Raw genomic sequence first — 21650 nt, forward strand, 5'->3', positions numbered from 1 at the left:
GACCATCAAGCGGGGTACATTCGCCGTAAATGGCGGAAACTCTGGTGTTTTCTGCGTTCAAAGAGCGTAATTCCACCCCTTTGTGGGATAGGTGCTCCGGTGTGTGTGGCAACCCGATAAGCACGGTAAAAGCTAATGACCGGCTTACACAAAATTCCGGACACCCTCTATTTTTCAGTTGTTTTTAGGGTCTCAAAAATTCTGCCCAGTTTTAATGTGAGGGCGTCATTCACGGCAAGGTCGTGCTCCCACACGCGGATGACACGCCATCCCTGCTTGCGAAGGGTTTGCGTCACAAGCCGGTCACGCTCTTTATTGGCAGTCAGTTTATTTTCCCAGAACCCTCGATTGTTGGCTGGCATGCTGCAATGCTTCGGACAGCCATGCCAGAAACAGCCATCCACAAAAACAATAATTCGTTGACGACGGAAAGTGAAATCCGGCTTGCCAAACAAGGGCTGATTCCGCCGCCAGCCGGTGACTCCATGCTTGCGAAAAAGTTTTGCGAGCGCAAGCTCCGTCCCTTTGTTGCCGCTGCCGCGAATCCGAGACATGACTTCGGAACGCTTTGCTTTGGTAAAAACATCAGTCATCAGGTGTTTTAATGGCAAGCTGGCAGCCTTCGGATTGGAGTCGCCTCAAAATCTCAACCGCGGCGATGCACTGTTTTTCACTTGGTATCTTTTTGGGAATGGATGCCGCCACCTTCAATATGCCATCATCCTTTGAACTCAGAAGCTGCTGTCCAATGCCCCATTCCTTGACGCTGCGCCAAAACGCTCCACCCGCATTGACAACCATCACCTCTGATTCAATGCCGTTGAGCATCTTTTGATCTCTGATGGCGGAACGCTCGATCTCGCGTTGCTCATCCTTCGTGGCAAGCTCATCTTTCAGTTCCTGCGGGAGAGCGATTTTCAACTCGGCTACACGGCTCCAGCAAGCTTGTTGTTTTGCCCATTCTGTCACGTTGCTGATACCTGCCGGGGGATTCACAATTACGTCATGCACTGCCTTGGCAATGATTGTAAGCACATCACTTATCACAGTAGAAGGCTTCTGAACCCGCCAAATGATCTCAAAATTGACTGCCCGCCCTAATTGCTCCACATCGTGAGCCAGTTTTGATATTGCATAAGCGACGACATTTGCCCTGTATCCACCCTGATACCAAGGCTGTTCTGTGACCAGCTTTTCAACTTCTCTAAACACGATGGCCTTTGCAATTGTGTGCTTGTAAAAACTTTCGTTGAAAGCATCAGAATGCTTCTCCCACTCGCGGCTGATTTCACCTGCGAAGTATGCAAAGTTCTTCTGCGCCCCTTTGCTCACTATGTCCGGACGGCAGCGCCAGAGTACAAGAAATTTTGCCAAATCAGTTTTGGAAAATAGTTGCTTCTTCGGAAACTCTAAGTCAAATTTCCTACGCTCGGCCACAGTACGACGACCTCGTTCGTCTTGATACTGACCTCGTGCGCGTTCATAAAACCACTTGGATTGACGAAATGTCCCGTCAAGCGACGGAGCGAAGACTCGCCGTGAAAACTCCTCCATGCGAATATGAAACGGGTGGTTTGCGAAAAAATCTGCTGCGTTAACCTTATTCTGGCTGTTCGCATATTCAGAAATCTTGGGAACGACCTCCATTGCCTTATCGTGATCAACAATGGACAGCTTCATCTGCACGAACACGCGAGAAAGGTCATGGTCCTTTTTCCTACTCGCCGCGTGAATGGAAGCGGTGGTCTGACCGCCATTCACGATTTGCAGGTTCTTGAAGCCGGTCAACAGCAGCGTGCTCCCGGAACCCCGTGTCGTCACAGCTTCGGCGGTGGCTGTAACGCCGTTGTTGTACGCAAAGAACATCTCCGGATTGTTTTCGATGGTGTTCCTGATGCCTTTGTTTACGCCCCCACGAGCCTGTAAAAAAACGCGCACATTTTGCTCAAGCAGTCTCGCGCCCCAACGGTCGTAGATCGCTGCAAGCTGCGTTCCTGGAACAGCCACAAGATAGGCTTCATATCCCGCGTCCTTCAAATGTGCCGGCAGTGCTGCAAGAGAGCCACCGAAATCATTTTCCAAATCAATCTCTATGTCCTCGCGGCCATGCCCAGAAGCGATGAACCGTTGAAGGCGGCCGAGATCCCATACACTGTAAGCGACTGGTATTCCTTGACATTCACCCATATCCTTTCCATCAACACGGGAACTGAGTATCCGGTTGCTGATGAGGAACAGCCGCACTTTGGTTACACTCTCCCAGCGTTTTGAAATCATATCAGCGAGGCCGAACGCCGGCAGCGTTTCTTCGAGGCCATTCCGAAAACCTTCATCAAGTGCCTTGTCGAGGAAATTGGACAACCGCCTGAATATCGCCTCCATGTCGGTGCTCGTCAGAGTTGCGGTTTCGGGCGACTGGTTGAAGTCCGCGATGATGAGGCTCAGCACACCGTCGCTGTCTGTTGGGTCCCCACCGTAGCCATCCACCCGCACACCCCGATTTGAGATGTATTGTGCACGATCAGCGGTTTCCAACTCACCGGCTTCCGTCAGTTGCGTGCAGAACAAGTCAAAAAAAGAGTCCTCTGCGTAGCTGCCATCAGCATCTGCTGCGCCAAGCACATCCTGAAAAAATTCCTGATGAAATTCCAGCAACTTATCCGTCATGGTGCGTACCCAGTTATGGCCTCATTCATTGTCCTTGCCTCAACGACAAACCGCTCGCACTCAATGAGTGAAACCGAATATCGGACATTGGAAACGCCGGTTGCTATTTCGTTGGCCGTCACACGTGGAAAGCCATCAGAGACGCCGTATATGCGGCAGGGGCCTTCCATCCATTTGAAATCCGAATAGTCATCTTCCCAACGGAAACCGGCCGCAGCCAAAAGAGACTCGTATTTGTCTGCCGCTGCGTTGTCCAAGGACAACCGGTCGTGCACACGACGAGCCGCATCGCTCACGGTGAATGTTTGATCTGCCCCTTCAGGGGCGTGACTCAAATCCGCGACATGCAAAAACAGAAAATCGCAGCCCTCGCCATCAAGCTGGTGTTCGGAAGTGATTAGAACGAAGGGTGTTGCAGCCCCTCGCCGGGCTTTGGCCTCAATGCAAATGCGACCAACCTCAAAGTCCTTCGGCGCACCAAGTGGGCCGCGCCATGCCGCCAGGCAATCAGCAGGGGACAAGCAGGGAAGCAGATGCCGTTCCAGAACGAGAAGCTCCCCGATCAACCCCTTCTGCTCATCTTCGGAAAGTCGCCCGCCCGTGCCACCTCTCAGCAGGTGATGCCACCGCCATGTCCTGGCAACAGCCAGTGCGACGGCCTCCGATTCGGTGCAAGCGGGAGCACCCGCTGCAACAATGTCAATGCAAAGCTGATGGAAGATGTCCCGCTGCCGCGAATCCAGCAGGCGGAACACCAGCATCAGGTTGTGCTGACTATAGCCCTCAGTGACGGCAACCTCGACACCCTTGAGAGATGGCAGCTTCTTTGCCGGAGATGATTCAGTCTTGTGTTGTAGCACAAGAAGACATTTTCCATCCATCGCACGCGCCCAGAAAAATCCCCAGGGATTGTTTTCATCCACCCGTCTGGCATTGATCGCAGAGGCAGCAGATGGCGGTGTCAGGTCTTTCCAGGGATCATTCGGCGCTGTCACCGCTCATCTCCTCTTCATCATCATCGGGAAAGTTTTCGCGGAGCCATGTCGTGTTTACGACGTATTCCACGCGCTTCTCCTCAAAGCCAGTCTTGGGGAAGCTGATGCTCCATGCAACTATTGGTTTGGTCTCCGGGCTTATGTCCAACAGATGGATTACAAGAAGGGGGTGCTTGCGCTCGGCACGATAAACGCGATCCGGGTAATTGATGGGCTTATTAGGGTCCAAGACTTCCGTGGCGCGGTAGCGTTGCTCTGCCGTTTCAACTTCTTTCTGTGTAAGACCAGTTTTTTCGATGCCCCTAGAAGATACACGCTGCTTGTTGGTCACACGAAGCGTTGTTGAATCACTTTTTGTTCCTGCCGACCGAAATTGGCAGTTGATGTCGATCTCAAGTGATGAATCCGTCCACCTTCGACTGTCCTTGTGAAATGTGTCGACACTTGCAAAGAGTATGTCCCAATCGGCAAGCTCGGTGTCGGACCTTTCCTCAATATACTGTCTCACCGGCCCAGGATCGGTGAGCATGGAACCGGGGTGATTCTGGAACTCTGACAGGAAGTCGAGAACCGGCTTGACTGGCGCACCACCGAGGAGCATGCCGCCGGAAACCTTCACAGAATTGACGGGCGGTTTTCCGGCAGCGGCCAGCCTTTCTGCAAGCCGCCGTACCGCCGCCCTGTTCGAGTCGAGGCTCGCCGCTTCACGTTTGAGAATCGCCGTTTCGACAAAGTTGTTCCCCAAACCGATTTTCACGACCACCTTCTCACCCGAACCCATCTTGTTGCGGGCGGTGACGATGAGCGCAGTAGGATGGCTTCTGACCCTTAGACCAAAATCCTCCGGCGTGGCCCCGGTAGCCTCCATCCTTCGCAGTTCTTCTCGAAGCTCCTCTATGGCCTCGGCCACATGTGCATACCAGCCTTCGGCTTCTTCCGGCATCCAGACACGGCAAAGGTCGTCATATTCGGGGCGATAGCCGAACCAACGCCCCATTTGCATGAGCGTGTCATACATCATCGAGTTACGCAGAAAATAGCTGACCATCAGCCCTTCCAAGGTCAGACCGCGCGACAGTGAATAACCGCCGACTGCGATGACATTCAGCCCATTATTTTCATGATCTGCATAGTTAAGCGTTCCTGAAGCCTTCCTGTTCACCTCAACTACTTTGATTGGCGCAACGGCATCATGAAGTTTTTGCTGGATGTCATGCCAGTCAAGCCCTTCGATGTGCGAATACTCCCGCTCCCAAATGTCATGGAGCGCCTTGATCTCGGAATCCCTCAACGCACCAGCGAGATCAAGTACTCCATTCACCCGGACACTCGATTTGATGGACTCCAGCCTGTTGTGTAATTCATTCCTGAGTTGGCTTTGCACATCGGTAAATCGGGATGTATTGACCAGCATTGAGCAGTGCTGCCCGACATGGCCGCGCACCAAGCGTATTGCCTTGGCAACCACAAATGTCCGAACCGCATCCATCAGGCTGTTTGGCAGCATACTGATTAATATATCCTTTTTATGTTTCAGCGGTAGAACATCCTCGTTGTCCTCAATGTGCCGGACGATCTGTTCGCTGTCTTGCAGGAAAACACGGTTGGCTCCAAAGTAGTTGGTGGGCGGATCAAGGCTGACAATGAAGTTCTTTGGAAACAAATCCTGCCCGAACATTTCGTGGTCGGAGTCAGGATCAATGAAGATATTGGCAAATGGCGTCGCCGTATAGCCCACATAACAGGCTCGCTCGAACATTCCGAGCAGACTGCGAATCTGTCCGTTGATTTTAGAAACTTCCCCCTTGCCGTGACTGACATTGATCGAAGCATTGTCAGCCTCATCATCAATGAGCAGCATGGGCGCATCAATCGTTTTCCCGCCACGCTTGGCGTTGTGTTCTGCAAGCCATTCGAGCAGATTCTTTAAGGTGCTCGAATTTTTCTTGATGACAAATACCGCTGGCTCCTTCAGCGTCTGAAGGGGGATGCCGACTCCCGTTGCCATCGCCTTGCTGAAGTCTTTGAGTGAGTTTGTAAAAGTCACCGGTCGACGTGTCTGGTCGAATGTGCCGACGCCGACGAACGAATCCTCTTTGCGTGAGAGCAGCCGGGCGCTGTCACGGCCAACAAACCCCTCATCAATGCGTAGCTGAGTTTGATTTCGCAGATTGTTGTGAATACCCGCGATGATGACGATGAGGCGGTATCCGGCATCAGCAGCCTTGCAGATGAGACCGGTGTAATTTGCCGTTTTGCCGGACTGTACATGACCGACCACCATGCCACGCCGGTTCCACGGCCCTGGCTTTTCTGGGTTCTCCATCAAACCAAGAATACGGTCAGTCACATCGTCGAGAGTGGCAACCACTTGGGTGGAGAAGTGTTTTTTACCAAGGAGCTTTTTGTAGCGCCCCCAGTAGTAAGGAACGATGTTGGCGCGTGCATTGTCCAGCCAAGGCTCATATCCCTTCTCCGTCAGCACGGAGCCAATGTTCATCGTCACACCATGTCTGGTCTCAAAGCGACGTGCCAGCATCTCGGCATCGGCGTCACTTACTTGGTGAATCAGCCGATACTTGGCTATCCATTCCCTGATGCGTTCTGGAGTGGGACTCTGCTTATGCGCCAACATGGCCTCGACGGCAACCTCAAGCTCTTCCAGATTTTTGGAGTTATCAGTCATACATCGCCCTCATTCTGTCAGCTGTTCCAAAAATGGCTCCGTGCGCTCCCAGTTGGAACGAAATGGCTCGACAAATTGGAGCATCTCTTTGATCTCGACCAAGCTAACTTTCCCGTCTTTCAGCTGCTTCACCGCCGCCTGCAACGCAGAATGAAGTGATTCATCAGAAGTCGTATTGCCGACTACCTTGTTGGGCGAACTACCAAGGTCGGCGAAAAGTGCGTCCATTGGCAGCGAAGAGCCTGCCACCTCCAGCACACGGAGAAAATCCGCACTCACTCCCTCCGACAGACGCGAAGCGAACTCCGCAACCATCGGATAGTTCGGGTTGATGCGATATGTGATCTCGCCATTGTTTTGGATGCGGTCCCAGACCGGAAGCCGATTGTCGGACAGGAGCTTTTGCCCCTTCCTTGTAAACACCCGCTTGGAGTTCGCTCCCAGCGTTTCGATGATGCGGCGCAACCGGTCTCTGACCTGATAGGGCGGCTGGGCTGACGCCTTCTTTACATCAATCTTCCAATCGGCATCCAAGCCATTCGGCATATCAATTCGCACACGGGCGAGCTTGGTCAGTTCAGTTTGCCTTGCCAGTCCAAACCAAGTACCGTGGATGATGAGTCGCCTCTGCCGATAGACATAGAACCCTTGGTTCTTCACATAACCAGCTGGCCCAGCGTATCGCTCCCATTCATCCGGCGTGACCTTTTTAGGATGCGGCAGTGTGAATGTCTGAACCGTGACCTCATGCGCTCCAACCTTGATACATTCGACTGGCCCCATGTCTGTCGCAGGATGACGGGAATGAAAGGGATCGAACGATTCAAGCGGACGCTCGTTCAGAAACATCTGTACCTTGCGGTGTCCCGACTCGGCAGTGAGAAAGCGATGGAACACAAGCTCAAGATGCGAGCGGGCCTCATCCACACGCTTTGTAAAATGCGCGATGGCATCGCTGGAGCCATCCTGCACAACACGATCAAGGTTTTCCCAGAGGACAAGCGTTCCGCTTTCACCCAGCCTGTCCGCCCAAGGTATGGCTTCCGGTTTGTCTGGAATTTCAACCAGCCACTCATCAGTTTCAGCTACACGCTCGAAATCCCAGATTGCGGCACTTTCACATCCGTTCTTTCTGCTGACCAAGGTCAGGCGGCGGCATTGGGAAAAGGATGCCGTTTTCAAGCCGAGGCCGAATCGCCCCAAGTCCGTCTGTGCCCGTTCCTCCAACGGACTTCGGCTTCCCATCCGCATGGCGTCAAGAATTTCATCCGAATCCATCCCCTGTCCATCATCAAGGATGGCGATCTGCGGTGATGCGCGGTCGGTCGAAGCAAAAAGTCTGATGTTGGACGAACCCGCCGTAATGGAGTTGTCCACGATGTCGGCCAGTGCAGTTTCGAGGGAGTAGCCAATGTCCCTCATGCTCTCGATGAGGACAGACGCGCGTGGTGCAACTTCCTTGGTTTGCATCCCCCTGCCCCTCCATCAAGAAAGCATGGGATTCCGGTGACGCATCCCCGCCATCACCGCATTACTACAATAAAATTCGTCGTCCCTCAATTCACTGGCTTCATATCGCCGCCATGCCTCCTTTGCCACAGGAGTCAGAGCGACCGGCCAGCCGCTTTCCACATAGAAAGGGGCGATCAAGCGAGGCTCAATCTTTCGCACTTCGGCGTGATTGATGAGTTCGTTGGAGATTTGTTTGCCGTGGTCGAGAGCACTGTCTGGGTGCAGCCCTGGATAGAGGAAGCCGACGGAAAACCAGCCGCGCTTGAACTCATCTGCCTTCACTTTTCTGAGTGACTTACTATCGGCGGCATGAACAAGCGGCAACAGCCATTCAAGCGCCTGATCATCGTTCTTGGGCAGTGAAACTTCTACGGGAACTTTGATTTGCTTTTTGCTTTTCATGGTAGCTTCCAAGTAAGACTTGACCGCATGACCAATGGCTTCGCCAACCAGCGGCGGAACTGCATTGCCGATGACGCGGAACTGGTGCGTGCGGGCTACGGGAAACTCGAACCAGTCCGGAAAACTCTGGATACGGGCTGCTTCTCGGGGAGTGAAAGAGCGGTTCTGCGTCGGATGAATGAACATCAGTCCATCCTTGCTCAAATGGGCAACGATGGTGGAGCAAGGTTCATTGCGGTGCTGGCGCGTGTAGCGATCCTTGAAATTTTCTTTGTCATAGGGAAACTCAAATTCGATGCCGCGTTCCATCGCCTCTTTGGAGTTCTCACCTTCCTTCAAGCGGGCAAAGTCCCGCAGGTCGCGTGCGTTGTGCGGTCTTGCGCGGTGGGCAGTGAGTTTATCTGCCTTGGCAACTTCCAGCACATCATAGAGATAGCTGCGCTTAGGTTGGGGAGTATGTTTTTTTCTCCGCTCCATGTCGTATTCACTAACCTCCACCCCTTCACCAGCTTGGATAGGGGGTAGGTCGCCAATAGCCTGCCACAGCGTGGGATGCTCACAGGCACGGGGGGCGGGTTTGATTTCCGGACGGAAGTAGTCCGGCAGGTCACTTCGGGTTCCAATGAAAAGCTGACGCCGCCGTTTTTGCGGTAGGCCAAGCTCAACGCAGTCTTCGACCTGTGCATGAACGCGATAGCCGATGGCGCGGGCTTCCTTCTGGACGCGGGTGAAGTATTCGCCGCCGGATGCCGAGCGTATGCCCAGCACATTCTCCATCACGAAGACCTTCGGCCTGAAGAATACGACATACTTCAGAAACTCTTGGTAAAGATGGCGGCGCTTGTCTTCAACAATGCGGATGCCGTGGTTGGCCCCATCCACCTGCCGCACCGTGCTGAATCCTTGGCACGGCGGCCCGCCCACGATCACATCCACCGTGTCTGCGCTTATTTTTTCGGCTAGTTGCTTGGGCGTGAATTTCGTGAGGTCTGCCTCCAAGATATGCGGTATCTGTGACAGGTTCTTCTGGAAGACTTCGACGGCTTCTTTGTTGAAGTCGATGGCGGCAAGTCCTGACAATCCAGCCTTCTCCAGCCCGAGACTGAAGCCGCCGCAACCACAAAAAAGGTCGATAAATGTGAATCTTTTCATTCCAAAATCTATGGCCGAAAGAAAATTGGATAAACAATGACTGAATGATGAAGTATATACTCAATTGCCATGTGAATCGCCCCCCGCTTCAGTAGACACATCATAGCCTAATTGTCTGAAATGTGCGCCAATGCTGCCGTATAACGTCTCGATATCAATTGTCTGTAATGGCCGAACTACAGAACCCGTGTTTCAGGGCGAGCGTCCGCTCAACGCAATGATGCCTACACTCGATGCCTCCTGCGGGGAATGACGGCAATGGGTCGTTAGCCGTCGTTGGCTTAGCGGGCGGTCAACGGCGGTTTCGGCCGAGCAGTGTGAATTGGCCTTCCGACCGGTTTCGAAGTACAGCAGCCGTTCAAATGACAGCATAACTGGGTGAACGTGGGACAGCAACAGGTTCTATCCTGCCGTTGCCAGCCCAGTGACCACCGGCAGTTCCTGACAACTTGCTGCCCATCGCCACCGTCAACTCAAGATTGCCGAAAAAATAAATTTCCTGAAAAATCCGGACGATCAATCCAAGGACAAGACTAAAGCAAACCTCCGCCTTGCCCTGCGGATCTTTTCAAGCAATGGGCGATGGGCAATCAAATCGCAAAATCGGACTTATTACGCCCTGCGCTGGTGGCCTGTTTAAGCCAATCAGGACGACGTCCCTTGCCATTCCAGATTTCCCCATTAGGTCCCCGATAACGAATACCGGATCCAGCAGAGCGAGCCACGGCGCGTGTTCCCGCCAGTCCCAACTCCTTGGCTGTGATGCCATAGCGCACCACTTTCTCGCGAATCTCTGCAATCACACCCAACTTTTCCTGCTGTCGCACAGCTTCGGCCTGCTGTTTCAATTCCTCTGACTGAGCCATCAATTCTTCATAAGTTGCCATCATCACATTCCTCTTGTTAATTGAAACAAGGTACATTTTAAAATACCCGATTCGATCAGTATACCAAATCATAAAACAAAATTGAAACAAAATGCAAAATCAAGTTTTATTGATGAATTTCAATAAATCACAATAATCGCCTTTATCACCATTTTGCTATAAATTAATTCACCACCTAACCAGCTAGGAACTACTGGGACAATTACAATATTTCCGGGATTTTCCAAAATCAACCTTCGGCTAAACTCTCATTCAGACAACCACTATGGGTTACCCAAGAACTTCCTGCCCTTGGGTGGTGGAACAATTCTCCATCCCCGGATATACCTCAAACCGCCGACTTGTGCCGACTTTACTCAGCAAGTGATACGAGTTATTGCACAAAGTCATAATATATTCTTTCGTTAATCCGCACGGTTGCGGATTATTAACAAATAACAGAGAAAACAACCTGGATTTTGTTACAAAACTTATTTGCGATACAAATGAAAACTGTTCGAATTTTATTTGTTATGGCGAATTTTGCTGGCTTTTGCCCTTGATTTTGAGTGTTTCATAAAGCCCGGCGGGGCCCAGCAGAATTTCTTTTAGTTCAAGCCGGATTTTGGCCGAGTTCAACGCCTGCTCGCTCATTGATGAAAAGGATGCCAGTGCATCCATGACCGCATTCATGATCTGTTGGTCAAGGTCCGGAGAATTTGCAAATTGCTCTTTAGTGTTGTTCACCGCTTGCCGGACCAGAATCTCGCAGTCCAGTAACTTGCCTTTGATGACATCGTTGACATAAACAAGTTTGTCATTCTCGCTGATCTCGCCTACAAACAGTTCATTGACCTTGCGAAGAATGGCCTCCAGCACTTCTTTATGCTTATCCTGCACCTGACCACTGCCCGCCCCTTGCGTCGGCTCCAAGGGGTCACCTGATCCCAGAATCAGTTTTTGCTTCCCAAGTTCCTTGATGGTGTGATGCGTAAGGGCCAGTTCGGACAGATCCACCGTGTCCATTTCCCGGTCAAAAGTAAGCAGTCGTCCCAATAGCCTAAAAAAGATTGAGCGCTTTTCAATGTCGGTATTCCCGTAATTGAAAATCTGACACAGAAAACCATAAAGACGGACATAGGTAGTAATGTCTGCTTTGAACAACAGCAGAGCATCCATCGTGTCCTTCGCGGATTTAGCCACCTCACTGCTTGATTCGATTTCTGCCTTGAAAATCTCTTTGGCTTTGTGAAATTTGGTCAGAAGCCGGTTAACCAAGGGCACCAGCACAGCATCGAGTTCGGACTGCTTTCCACCCAGAACACGAAGACGCGCTACCGCATCCACTTCATCCTCGGTGTAGTACATCAAGGCGTCGAGTTTGGCGCGTAATTCATAGATGATGTGCGGATCAGTGACATCAGCCAGTTCCGCCGTTTCGTAATACTGCTTGAAGGCACTCAGAATGTCCTGTGGATCATTGCGAAAATCGACCACATAAGTTGTATCCTTGCCAGGGTAGGCTCGATTCAGCCGAGATAGCGTCTGCACCGCCGCGATGCCGTCTAGCCGTTTGTGGACATACATTCCGCACAGCAATGGCTCGTCGAACCCGGTTTGAAACTTGTTGGCCACCAGTAAGAGAGCGTAATCCCCACGTTGTCCATTCTTTCCAGAGAAGGCTTCACGGATACTTTTCCCGCCCAACATGGGGTTGAGCGACTTACTCGTTTCGGTAACGGAAATGGATTCAACATCAAGGTCAACAACCTCGCCGGAGAAGGCAACCAATGTGTTGATCTTGTAGCCTTTGCCTTGGATATATTTTTGCACGGCACGCTGCCAACGCACCGCTTCCAGGCGGCTTGCCGTAACAACCATTGCTTTTGCCTGCCCCCCTAGAAGCGACTCGACATGGTTACGAAAATGCTCTATCACGATTTCTACGTGCTTGGCGATATTGAAACCGTGCAGGTCCACCCAGCCCATAATTCCGGACTTGGCAGCACTTTCATCCACCACCTGATTCTTGATCTTGCCGGCATGTGCCAACTGGAAGGCTGTTTTGTAACTGGTGTAATTTTGCAGCACATCGAGAATAAACTTTTCTTCAATGGCCTGGCGCATGGAATAGACGTGAAAAGGACGCGGGATGTTGTCGCTATCGGGTAACCGTGTAGGATCTGGGCGCGTACCGAACAGTTGAATCGTGCGCTCCTTTGGTGTGGCGGTGAAAGCAACGAAGGTAATGCCCGATTCTTTTCCGGCAGCCTTGGTTTGCATGTTGGTGGCAAGTTGCTCGTTGATCACGTCCTCACCACTGATCTCCTCGATCTCAACGAGTTCTGCGGCGGTGCAATCAGACAGGATGAACTTGAGCGTAGAAGCCGTTTCGTTGGTCTGCGATGAATGGGCCTCGTCAGCGATCACGGCAAAACGCTTGCCTTGGGTATCAGCCAGTTCGCGGGACTTCTTGAACAGTGCTGGGAAGGTTTGCAGGGTGCAGGCAATGATTTTCTTGTCCCCGCCGAGGGCAGCGGTGAGTTCCTTGCTCTTACTCCCGGCTTCACCCTTGATATAGGCCACGACCCCTTTTGTGCGCTCGTGTGCGGTGAGAGCATCCTGCAACTGGTCATCCAGCACAGTGCGATCTGATACGACGATCACGCTGTCAAACACCTTCTTGTTGTTCGCGTCGTGCAAATCCGCCAGAAAATTGGCTGTCCATGCAATCGAGTGGGTCTTACCGGAACCCGCCGAGTGCTGAATCAGGTATTTTTCGCCGGGTCCGTTGGCCAGAACCGCCTGAGTAATCTTGCGTGTGCTGTCGAGTTGGTGATACCTGGGGAAGACAACCCGAACCAGCCGTTTCTTTTCATTGCGTTCTGGCACAACGTAACGCCCAAGAATCTCCAGCCATGAGTCCTTCTCCCAGACCTGCTTCCACAGATAGTCGGTGGCATAACCCATTGGGTTGGGTGGATTACCCGCACCACCAGATTCACCCGCCCCATTACTTCCCTGATTAAAGGGGATGAATCGGGTGTCCATGCCTTTAAGCACAGTCGTCATGCGAACCTCGGAATTACTCACGGCAAAGTGAACCAGAGCGCCCCCTGGAAAACTCAGCAAAGGTTCGACGGCGTTTTTTCCAGACACCTTCGGATTACGATCCTGTTTGTACTGATATTCGGCATCTTCAACAGCCTGGGTATAGTCGGTCTTGATCTCGACGGTGGCCACGGGAAGGCCATTGAGGAACAACACCAGATCAATACAGTTCTCATTGTGAAGGGAATACCTCACTTGGCGCACAACGCGCAGGCGGTTGGCTGCGTACCGCGCCTGTAGATCAGGGTTCATCGCCAAGGCAGGGCGAAATTGGGCCACCTCGACGGGGCGACGCAGGCCCAGCATCTCGAACCCGTTGTGAAGGACGTGGAGAGCGCCGTGATCATCCAGCGTTTTGCGTAAACGGGCCATGACCTCGGTGAGTGCCTTGGCTCCATGCGTTTTGGTGATCTTGTTCCATGTGTCTGGTTGACTGGCTTCAAGCCAGGCTTGCAGATCATCGGGAATCAGCGCGTGCATGCGGTCATAGAGTTTTGCATCCGGACTGACATCGGACGCAGTGGGTGGCGTGTAGAGCCAGCCTGTAGCGGCCATATCGGCGCATATCTCGGATTCAAAACGGGCTTCGGTGTGGATGGCCATACTGTTTATGCTCGGTCAAGTTCGGTTAGTATTGCTGAAACAAGATGCAATGGACGAAAATCAATCTCCGCAGATCGTACTCTGGATGATTTTTCTGGACTTTGCTCTTTGCAGTGTGCAGTGACATTTCTTGTCGCTGCAAGGCTGGCCAGCACAGAGCTTTTAAGTTCATCCTTTGTGTATCCAGACGCTGAAGCAAGATTCTCAATAATATTTGAGTCATTCCTTTCCGTTATCTTCTCAAGCCTCTTCTTGAATCCGACTATGTTTTTGTAGTTGCGATGCTCTTCCAGTGCGGCATCAAGGGCTGCAAATGCGGAGAAATTTGCCATCTCTACTCCGGCGGTCACCACTTGTTCTGAAGAGATTTCTAACCACGCAACGATCAGCATGCCTCGCGCTATGCCGAAACATTCTCTGAATCTGTCATTTCGCGTTGGCAATGGAATCGATAAAACAAGTCTGTTGTATTCGTCAAGCGACGCAACATTATTTGAACCAGAATTGCTACGAATATGAATTGGAGATTTTAGTTTTTTCGGGAGAAGCAGAATATTTTCAGTAATAAATGATTCGTTTTTCTTAAATTGAAAATAGCTAATTAAAGCAACTGGTATTGCAAACAAAAACAAGGCTTGATTGATACTAAATCGTTTCTCTCGCAAAACCCCAGCAAGTTGCTCAATTGTCTTTTTCATGCGACCTTGATTTTGCCAGTGACAGCAGCGGAAATTAACGCGCTACGGCGTTCTTTGAGCAGAACAATACCTCTTTCGGCTTCAGCGGTGAGGCTGTTTATTTTGACGGTTTCGCGGTCTAGGAAGGTGGCGATGGCGGTTTGTTCGGAGAGCGGTGAGGCCAGAAACATCATGTTCCCCAAAAAATCCCAGCCAACCCTTGGCATTTTTGCTCCAAAAGTTGAACTATCGGCGATTTCAATAAAATCGCGGCTCAAGATTTGATATTGAACAAAGCGGCCAACCATGGAATTGGCCGGACGCAAAACGTGAAAATCGCCAACTGCTTCGCCATCAAATTCTGCGAGATAGACCTTTGCGAGGTATGGGCGTAGCTTCCCGAAGAGAATGTCGCCAGCAGAGAAACCAACGCCATCGCCCTCGAAATCAGATTCCGTATTGATGAATCTCCCAGACCAACCCTCGATATTTTCTAAGGCTACAGGGGTTTCTCTTTTGGTCGCTTTTGTTGTTATCAAGGTCAGGCAATGCTTCAAGCGCCGAACCACCCAATGCTCCGGCACCTCCCCAATCCACTCCACCCCGGAATCCTTCATCGGCACAGAGGGGTCAAGGCCCTTGGTGACAGCGTGGGAGATCACCGCTTGGCGCTTTTCCTTGAGAATGGCGATAAGTTTTTCTTGTTCTGCCACCAGCGCGTCCATCTTGGCGGTTTCGCGGTCGAGGAAGACTGTAATGGTGACTTGATCGCCAATGGTCGGTGCTGGAACTCTAAAGTTGGCAATTACTTCTTGATTGATATTGGGTTGTCCGCCACCTGCTGCGTACAGATCGATAATCTGCTGTTTGAACGCTAACAACCAAAAATAGGTAAAGCGAATACTCAGTGATATTTCACCAGATAGAACGCAGCATGCCTGATTGGTTGTTGCTGAAACTCCTAGAATTCCAAGCCTTCCGATAGTAGCCCCATACATAGCTATTGCAAGTGAGCCAGCCGGATATACGCGAAGTGTTGAGAATTCTTCAAGGGCTTTAGCAGTCACATATTTTGAAGTTTCAGTGATAACAGTTTCACGAAGTTCACCCGTGGTGATCCACGGAATGTCACCATCTGAATACCACTCATCCTGACCCGTAGGTGGTGTTGTTCCGCTACCAACGCGCTCAAAGGCATGTGCAATCTTTCGACGCTCCCAACTCTCCGGCACCTCCCCCAGCCACTCCACCCCGGAATCCTTGTATTTCGGATACCGCGAAAAACTCATAATGCTTCCTCCCACAAGGGCGACATTCTCCAGCCCACCGGAAAACCCATTACTCCGTCCAATGCCTGCGGGCAGGTATCGAGCAGTTCGATCAATTTGTTCCGCCAGTGCGATTCTGGACTGATGATTCGCAGCAGGTAGGCCAGCATGGCAAGCGTGTTATACAAACGACCATGCGCATCCTCATCTCGATTGAATACGCTGGAAAGCTTTGCTGGTTTCTTGCTGGGCAGCCTCATTTTGACAGTGAGCCGACGATTCCAGATGCGCCCATGATGGGCGCAATGGTTACGCACGATAGTCAGATGATGCAGGAAGGACACCAACACTTTTTCATCGAGGCCATAGGAATCGGCGATGGCCTGCCGGTCATGCGGCTTGCGAAGGTTATGTATCCATCTGGAAAGGTGTCCGATGGACATCAGTTCACATGACACCCATATTGGTGGTGATTTCAGGTGGTTGTAGTTTTCCTGATAGTGCTTGGCGAATGTCTCATGGCTGCGCTGGAACTCCTTGTCTAGCTCATCGCAGCAGCGTTGCCATGTATCCTGTTTCTGGAAAACCGGCCCTTCGTGGTGGGCAAATGCGCCATAGTTGAGAGAAAGGTGATTTGCCCAGCGCGAACGCAGAGAAATCTCGATGCGCTCGATGGCATCCAACAGAAGCAGGCGCAAAGCGCGGTCAAACTGATAGATCCCAATGACATCTGAAAATGTCGTGCCGGTACGGAATTGATGCTCACCGCCCGGTAAGGTGGTTTCGAAAGGCAGCCAGTAGGCACGCAACCGATAGTAGTTGATGTGGGTCAGGTAGTGCGTTGCCAGGTCCTGGTCGGGGATTGCCATGCCCCGACGGGAGAGGAGCATGATCTGATTTGCAACGGAGAGGGGCGGCTTGTGGAAAGTCATGGACAGACCCCACAAAAAAGTAACCCGCCTGGTGCGCATCGTAGAGAGGCGTGGCGGGTATTGTTGGAAATATAGTAATCGCAGGGCTGGCTTTTGTCAATCGTATTGACGCTCTGCACGGCGCGTTGGCGTGCGGTGGAAATAAGTTTTTCAACCTCGGCGAAATGGCTGTCGGTCATGCACTCAACCCCTCGATCATGGCTTTGATGCGGTCGGTCACTAGTTTCAGTTCAGCATCGATCTCAGCCAGTTCTCTAGGCGGCTCAAAAACATAGAAGTGCCGGTTGAAGGGGATCTCGTAACCCACGATACCTGGCCGACCGTCTTTCTTGTCGCACTTGTCCGTATCGATCCATGCGTCAGAAACATGGGGTTGCACTTCGCGGTTGAAGTAGGTTTCCACATTCTCGGATAGCGGCACATTCTCGGTGTCGCGCAAAGCCGAATCCGCTTGCACCTTACCCTTGTTCTTGCCTTTGGTGCTTAACACCGCATTGCCTTTATCATCCCGTAACGGGCGCTCAACCGTGATTGTGCGGTAGCCGAACTCCTCGTTGTGAAGGATTTTTGCAACTGGTATGTGCTTGACGCGACCGCCTTCAGGTGCCTGGGGTATGGGCACATCGTCGAACAGTACCGTGCGGGCAATCTCCTTGCCATCCTTGTCAATTACAATGGCTTGTCGGGCCTCCAGAAAGCCGCCAAGCAATCGAGTGATGTCTTTGATATGTTGGTCGCCCAATTCCTTGCGCTTTGACCCAAGGCTTTTACGCATCTTCTGGAACATGCCTGAAGCATCAATCAACTGCACCTTGCCTTGCCGATCTTCAGCCTTGCGGTTCGTAATGATCCAGACATAGGTGGAAATTCCTGTGTTGAAAAACATATCAGTCGGCAAGCCCACAATGGCCTCAACCAGATCGTTCTCCAACAGATGGCGACGAATCTCGGATTCCCCTGATCCGGCTCCACCTGTGAACAATGGCGAACCATTAAGCACGATACCAATGCGACTACCGCCTTCTTTTGCAGGACGCATCTTGAATAAAAGGTGCATGAGAAATAGCAGTGAGCCGTCAGAAACGCGGGGCAGACCAGGCCCGAATCGGCCACTCATGCCTCGGCCTTCATGTTCTGCCCGAACTTCCTTCTCAACCTTTTTCCACTCAACGCCAAAGGGGGGATTGGAAAGCATGTAATCGAATTTCTTTCCCGGATGCCCATCATCCGAAAGCGTGTTACCCGCGATGATGTTTCCTGCATCTTGACCCTTGATGAGCATGTCGGCCTTGCAAATAGCATAGGACTCGTCATTGAGTTCCTGACCGAACACAGAGAGCCTGGCATCCTGATTGAGAATATGCAGGTGTTCTTCGGCCACCGAGAGCATGCCCCCCGTCCCCGCCGTTGGATCATAGATCGTGCGGACAATTCCGGGTTTGGATAATGCTTCATCATCTTCAATGAACAGCAATTCCACCATCAGGCGGATCACTTCTCGCGGCGTGTAGTGTTCACCCGCCGTTTCGTTGGACATTTCAGAGAACTTACGAAGCAATTCTTCAAACACCAGTCCCATCTGATAGTTATCAATCGATTCTGGGTGCAGATCAAGGTTTTTGGTGAACTTTTCGGTCACCAGATACAGCAAGTTTGCCTTGTGCAGTCGATCAAGGGTAACAGGAAAGTCAAAGCAACTAAAGATGTCGCGCACATCATCAGAAAAACCCTGGATGTAACTCAACAGGTTATCGCGTAAATGATCCTGGTCACCGAGAATCTTTGGCAGATCCATATCGGAGACATTGAAGAAGGTTTGCCCTGCTGCACGCTGTACGAATGGCTCGTAGGCAATCCCTAATCCCTTTTTTTCCTGGTGCTGGACCAAGGCTTTGGCTTTGGTTGGTGCTAGAACACAGTCCAAGCGACGCAATACCGTAAAGGGAAGAATGACGTGCCCGTACTCATGGGGTTTGAAATCGCCGCGCAGTAAATCAGCAACAGACCAAATCAGACTGGATAGGGCTTGTTGGTTCATGGGGCGGGCGATCTGTATTTGTCATCGAACAACACAACTTCATCGGTCATTGCCAACACTCCATTCCGGTAATTTTTATTTTGTTTAAGTTGCAGATAGTAACAAACGACAAAATAACAACCTGGGTTTTGTTACAAACAAAAGGGGAGATGCTTTCGCCCTCCCCAATGCACGATGTTAAAGATGGTTTGCCATCGGCATGGCCCGGATACCCTAAAATCAAGGGACTCTAATATCAGAATACGACTTGCGGCTTCAGTATTGCGCTGGTTGAGGCCATTTGCTGAAGGTTGCTGCAAATCGCCTGGATGGCATCAGGAGAGTAACCCATGCTCTCCAGCATAACGCTCATAGAAATAGGTATGCTTGAGCCGTTTTGGTCTTCCCATTCTGGGCAATTGGCGTGATCGTGGGTATAGTCTCTGAGTTTGTGTGCAGAAAAATTTCCGAACTCATCCCACACCAGTTCCAGAATTTCCACGTCGGCATCACTGAGTTGCAAGAGATCATCGGTACTATTTATTCTTGCATCATTTATTCTTGCATCTGGTTGCAGGCACATATATTTCCCGCTATCACGTTCAGCAATAAGTGCATCCCAGTGATCACCGCCTTGCCGTTCTTCTGGTGCCGAGTTGATGAGGTTCAGCGTGTTGGACAATACGGGGCCGTGTGCCATGGAGAGCAGATCGTCACCCACTATTGGGGTGCCGTACTGCTGATAAGACTTTCTTTCCGCCAAGTACATCAACTTCATGAGTTTCAGCACGGTGATGCTCGCGTCCCTCTCACGCGCTTTCAGAAGGAAAAACGCTGCCACCTCCGCTGCCTTTTTCGCATCGAACGGAAACGCTGCTGGATTTGCTGCTATCCTGTTTCTCATAAAGTTCTTGGATGGATGTTTATCTCCCGGCTTTTGCCAGCAACTCTTCCTTCATTTTTTCTTCGATCTTTTTGCGGATAGCGATCCGGTCGGTTACATTCTGCTCGTACCGCACCAACGCATCCAGTTCCGGCTTGATCTGATTGTTGCGCCACCGGGAAATGGTTGGAATGGATACACCGCACAGGGCCGCGAGTTCCTGGTTGTTGTCAGGATCAACACCGGCCATTACAGCCCACCGGCGAACGATGCTACTCATGTCGGCTTTGTACTTTGTACGCAGTGTATTGACTTGTCTTTCTTCGAGGACAAGTTCTTCTCGGGCAATGGTCATGATTTGCTCTGGGACTTTTCCGGTCCGTCCGTATTCATAACTGGAATACGTTGGGACCCCGATCCCAAGCCGGTGGGCCATGACCGCCTGAGAATATCCCAAGGTTTCGCGGATATGACGCAACTCCGCATGATCCGGCTTGTTGTCAAGACCGCGTTTCTTTTGGCGAGCGATAGCCGCACTCGACCTTTCGTTCAGTTCCGAACTCGTGCCCTCGGCTTCTTTGAGGTCGCTTTCGCTCATCGGGACTAAGCCCGGCAATAAAGACTTTCCATTATCCATTTCTGCATCGTACCATTTCTTATCAATACCTGCAAGTAACGGTTGTGCTATTTTTTGTTTGTGATCGCGGATTCCTTCTCTTTCCGGTGGTTCTATTCATGCCTCTATTGTTTTCGTCAACTTGTTGCTGCTTTATGTTTGCATGAGTCTGTCTGTCGTGTTAAAGTGTTCATGTGACGTTATATGTAGTCGCAATTGTTAATTACAAAACACAAAGAGAAATCAGACGTGGCCACCAGAACATGACAAGTATAAATTTTGAAAAAGCCACGTTTGCAGTGGTTTCTGCCGGGTTGCGCGGGGTGATCGCTATTCTTCTGTCTGTTTTCACTCTGTTCTACCTTTTCCCCACCAGCCTGGCCATGGTTCGAAGCCACAGGACGGGGCTTGTTTTCACTATCAATTTTTTGTTTGGGTGGACGGTCATCGGATGGATTGTTTCCCTGGTCATCGCTTTTGGCGAAACCGTCCAACCGCAAAATATCACCATTGTTCAGGTTGTTGATTTTGACAGACTCAAAGGCGAGTGACAGGCATGACGCAAATCACTTTCCCCAATAACCGTCCGATTGATGCTTACACGGATGGTTCTCACAACCCCAACACAGGGGAAAGTGACTGGGGGGTTGTGTTCGTCGTGGACGGGATCGATGTTGGGCGTGCCGGAGGAAAGTTGTTTGGCAACATCGACCCGTTCCGGGCGGAACTACATGCCCTGATCGGCGCGGTTAGGCTCACCCCGCCCCGCTCCATCGTCACTTTCTACACGGACAGCCTGTTCGTCGTGACCGTGTACGGCAAGAGATATTACGATCAGGCACCGGAACTCTGGAATGAGTTTTTGAATGCGGTTGGTGACAAGGTTATTCGCCTTGAATGGATCAAAGGTCATGCGGAAAACGAGCATAACCTTGAGGCGGATCTTATCGCTCGCAAGGTTGCCGGGCGCTGATAATGCAAAACGATCAAACGATAGAAGTCTCGAAAGCCGAAATCTCTTTGATAATTCAAGACGCGATTGAGCGTGGCCTGATTGATGTTCATTGCGAAACCTTCGAGAAAAATAAATCACAATTGTTTTTAATGCTTGGAAATGTAAAATGAGTCTTCCAAAAATTACATTGCAAAAATTGGCGTTCGAATCCGGCTATACTGAGGACGCATTGCGGTCTAAAATAGCTCGCGGCGAGTTTGCCGAAGGCGTCCATTACATCAAGTCACCTGACGGACGTATACATTTTA

The 21650-nt window shown here is 51.2% G+C and carries 16 protein-coding genes; 2 read left to right on the forward strand and 14 right to left on the reverse strand.

Annotation, left to right across the window (positions count from 1 at the left end):
• Nucleotides 1-167: 167 nt before the first annotated feature.
• The 14 genes from IV91_RS0108610 to IV91_RS15800 form a co-directional block, all read right to left on the reverse strand.
• Nucleotides 168-593, reverse strand: coding sequence for a very short patch repair endonuclease (locus IV91_RS0108610; protein ID WP_031597636.1), 426 nt, complete (start codon nucleotides 591-593; stop codon nucleotides 168-170).
• Nucleotides 586-2667, reverse strand: a complete 2082-nt coding sequence (locus IV91_RS0108615) for an AIPR family protein (protein ID WP_031597638.1) — start codon at nucleotides 2665-2667, stop codon at nucleotides 586-588. Before IV91_RS0108615 ends, IV91_RS0108610 begins: the two co-directional genes overlap by 8 nt.
• On the reverse strand, nucleotides 2664-3662 hold the full coding sequence (locus IV91_RS0108620) for a PD-(D/E)XK motif protein (RefSeq protein WP_051862397.1): 999 nt from the start codon (nucleotides 3660-3662) through the stop codon (nucleotides 2664-2666). The genes IV91_RS0108615 and IV91_RS0108620 overlap by 4 nt, the downstream gene beginning before the upstream one ends.
• Complete coding sequence (locus IV91_RS0108625; protein WP_031597643.1) at nucleotides 3646-6348, reverse strand: Z1 domain-containing protein; 2703 nt, start codon at nucleotides 6346-6348, stop codon at nucleotides 3646-3648. The genes IV91_RS0108620 and IV91_RS0108625 overlap by 17 nt, the downstream gene beginning before the upstream one ends.
• A 9-nt stretch (nucleotides 6349-6357) precedes the next feature.
• Nucleotides 6358-7818 carry an ATP-binding protein gene (locus tag IV91_RS0108630; RefSeq protein WP_031597644.1) on the reverse strand — a complete coding sequence of 487 codons (1461 nt, stop codon included), beginning with the start codon at nucleotides 7816-7818 and terminating at the stop codon, nucleotides 6358-6360.
• Between the two features lie 15 nt (nucleotides 7819-7833).
• On the reverse strand, nucleotides 7834-9414 hold the full coding sequence (locus IV91_RS0108635; protein WP_084190012.1) for a DNA cytosine methyltransferase: 1581 nt from the start codon (nucleotides 9412-9414) through the stop codon (nucleotides 7834-7836).
• Nucleotides 9415-10004: 590 nt separating this feature from the next.
• On the reverse strand, nucleotides 10005-10304 hold the full coding sequence (locus tag IV91_RS0108640; protein WP_160171553.1) for an H-NS histone family protein: 300 nt from the start codon (nucleotides 10302-10304) through the stop codon (nucleotides 10005-10007).
• A 507-nt stretch (nucleotides 10305-10811) separates the two neighbouring features.
• The gene (locus IV91_RS0108645) at nucleotides 10812-13994 is read right to left on the reverse strand and encodes a type I restriction endonuclease subunit R (protein ID WP_031597647.1); all 3183 of its coding nucleotides are present in this window, start codon (nucleotides 13992-13994) and stop codon (nucleotides 10812-10814) included.
• A gap of 5 nt (nucleotides 13995-13999) precedes the next feature.
• The gene (locus tag IV91_RS0108650) at nucleotides 14000-14692 is read right to left on the reverse strand and encodes a hypothetical protein (protein ID WP_031597649.1); all 693 of its coding nucleotides are present in this window, start codon (nucleotides 14690-14692) and stop codon (nucleotides 14000-14002) included.
• Entirely contained in the window at nucleotides 14689-15960 is a 1272-nt protein-coding gene (locus IV91_RS0108655; protein WP_031597650.1) for a restriction endonuclease subunit S, read from the reverse strand. Before IV91_RS0108655 ends, IV91_RS0108650 begins: the two co-directional genes overlap by 4 nt.
• Nucleotides 15957-16871, reverse strand: coding sequence for an Abi family protein (locus tag IV91_RS0108660; RefSeq protein WP_031597652.1), 915 nt, complete (start codon nucleotides 16869-16871; stop codon nucleotides 15957-15959). Before IV91_RS0108660 ends, IV91_RS0108655 begins: the two co-directional genes overlap by 4 nt.
• A gap of 175 nt (nucleotides 16872-17046) precedes the next feature.
• Complete coding sequence (locus IV91_RS0108665; RefSeq protein ID WP_031597654.1) at nucleotides 17047-18909, reverse strand: type I restriction-modification system subunit M; 1863 nt, start codon at nucleotides 18907-18909, stop codon at nucleotides 17047-17049.
• A gap of 235 nt (nucleotides 18910-19144) precedes the next feature.
• On the reverse strand, nucleotides 19145-19792 hold the full coding sequence (locus IV91_RS15795) for a Panacea domain-containing protein (RefSeq protein ID WP_051862399.1): 648 nt from the start codon (nucleotides 19790-19792) through the stop codon (nucleotides 19145-19147).
• Nucleotides 19793-19811: 19 nt separating this feature from the next.
• Nucleotides 19812-20408, reverse strand: a complete 597-nt coding sequence (locus IV91_RS15800) for a helix-turn-helix domain-containing protein (protein ID WP_200874355.1) — start codon at nucleotides 20406-20408, stop codon at nucleotides 19812-19814.
• Nucleotides 20409-20581: 173 nt separating this feature from the next.
• Here IV91_RS15800 and IV91_RS0108680 point away from each other — a divergent pair, with 173 nt between their 5' ends.
• Nucleotides 20582-20938, forward strand: coding sequence for a superinfection immunity protein (locus IV91_RS0108680; protein ID WP_200874356.1), 357 nt, complete (start codon nucleotides 20582-20584; stop codon nucleotides 20936-20938).
• 5 nt (nucleotides 20939-20943) lie between these two features.
• Entirely contained in the window at nucleotides 20944-21360 is a 417-nt protein-coding gene (locus IV91_RS0108685; protein WP_031597660.1) for a ribonuclease HI, read from the forward strand.
• Nucleotides 21361-21650: the final 290 nt, after the last annotated feature.

The sequence above is a fragment of the Ferrovum myxofaciens genome (genome assembly GCF_000735045.1).
Lineage (GTDB): Bacteria > Pseudomonadota > Gammaproteobacteria > Burkholderiales > Ferrovaceae > Ferrovum > Ferrovum myxofaciens.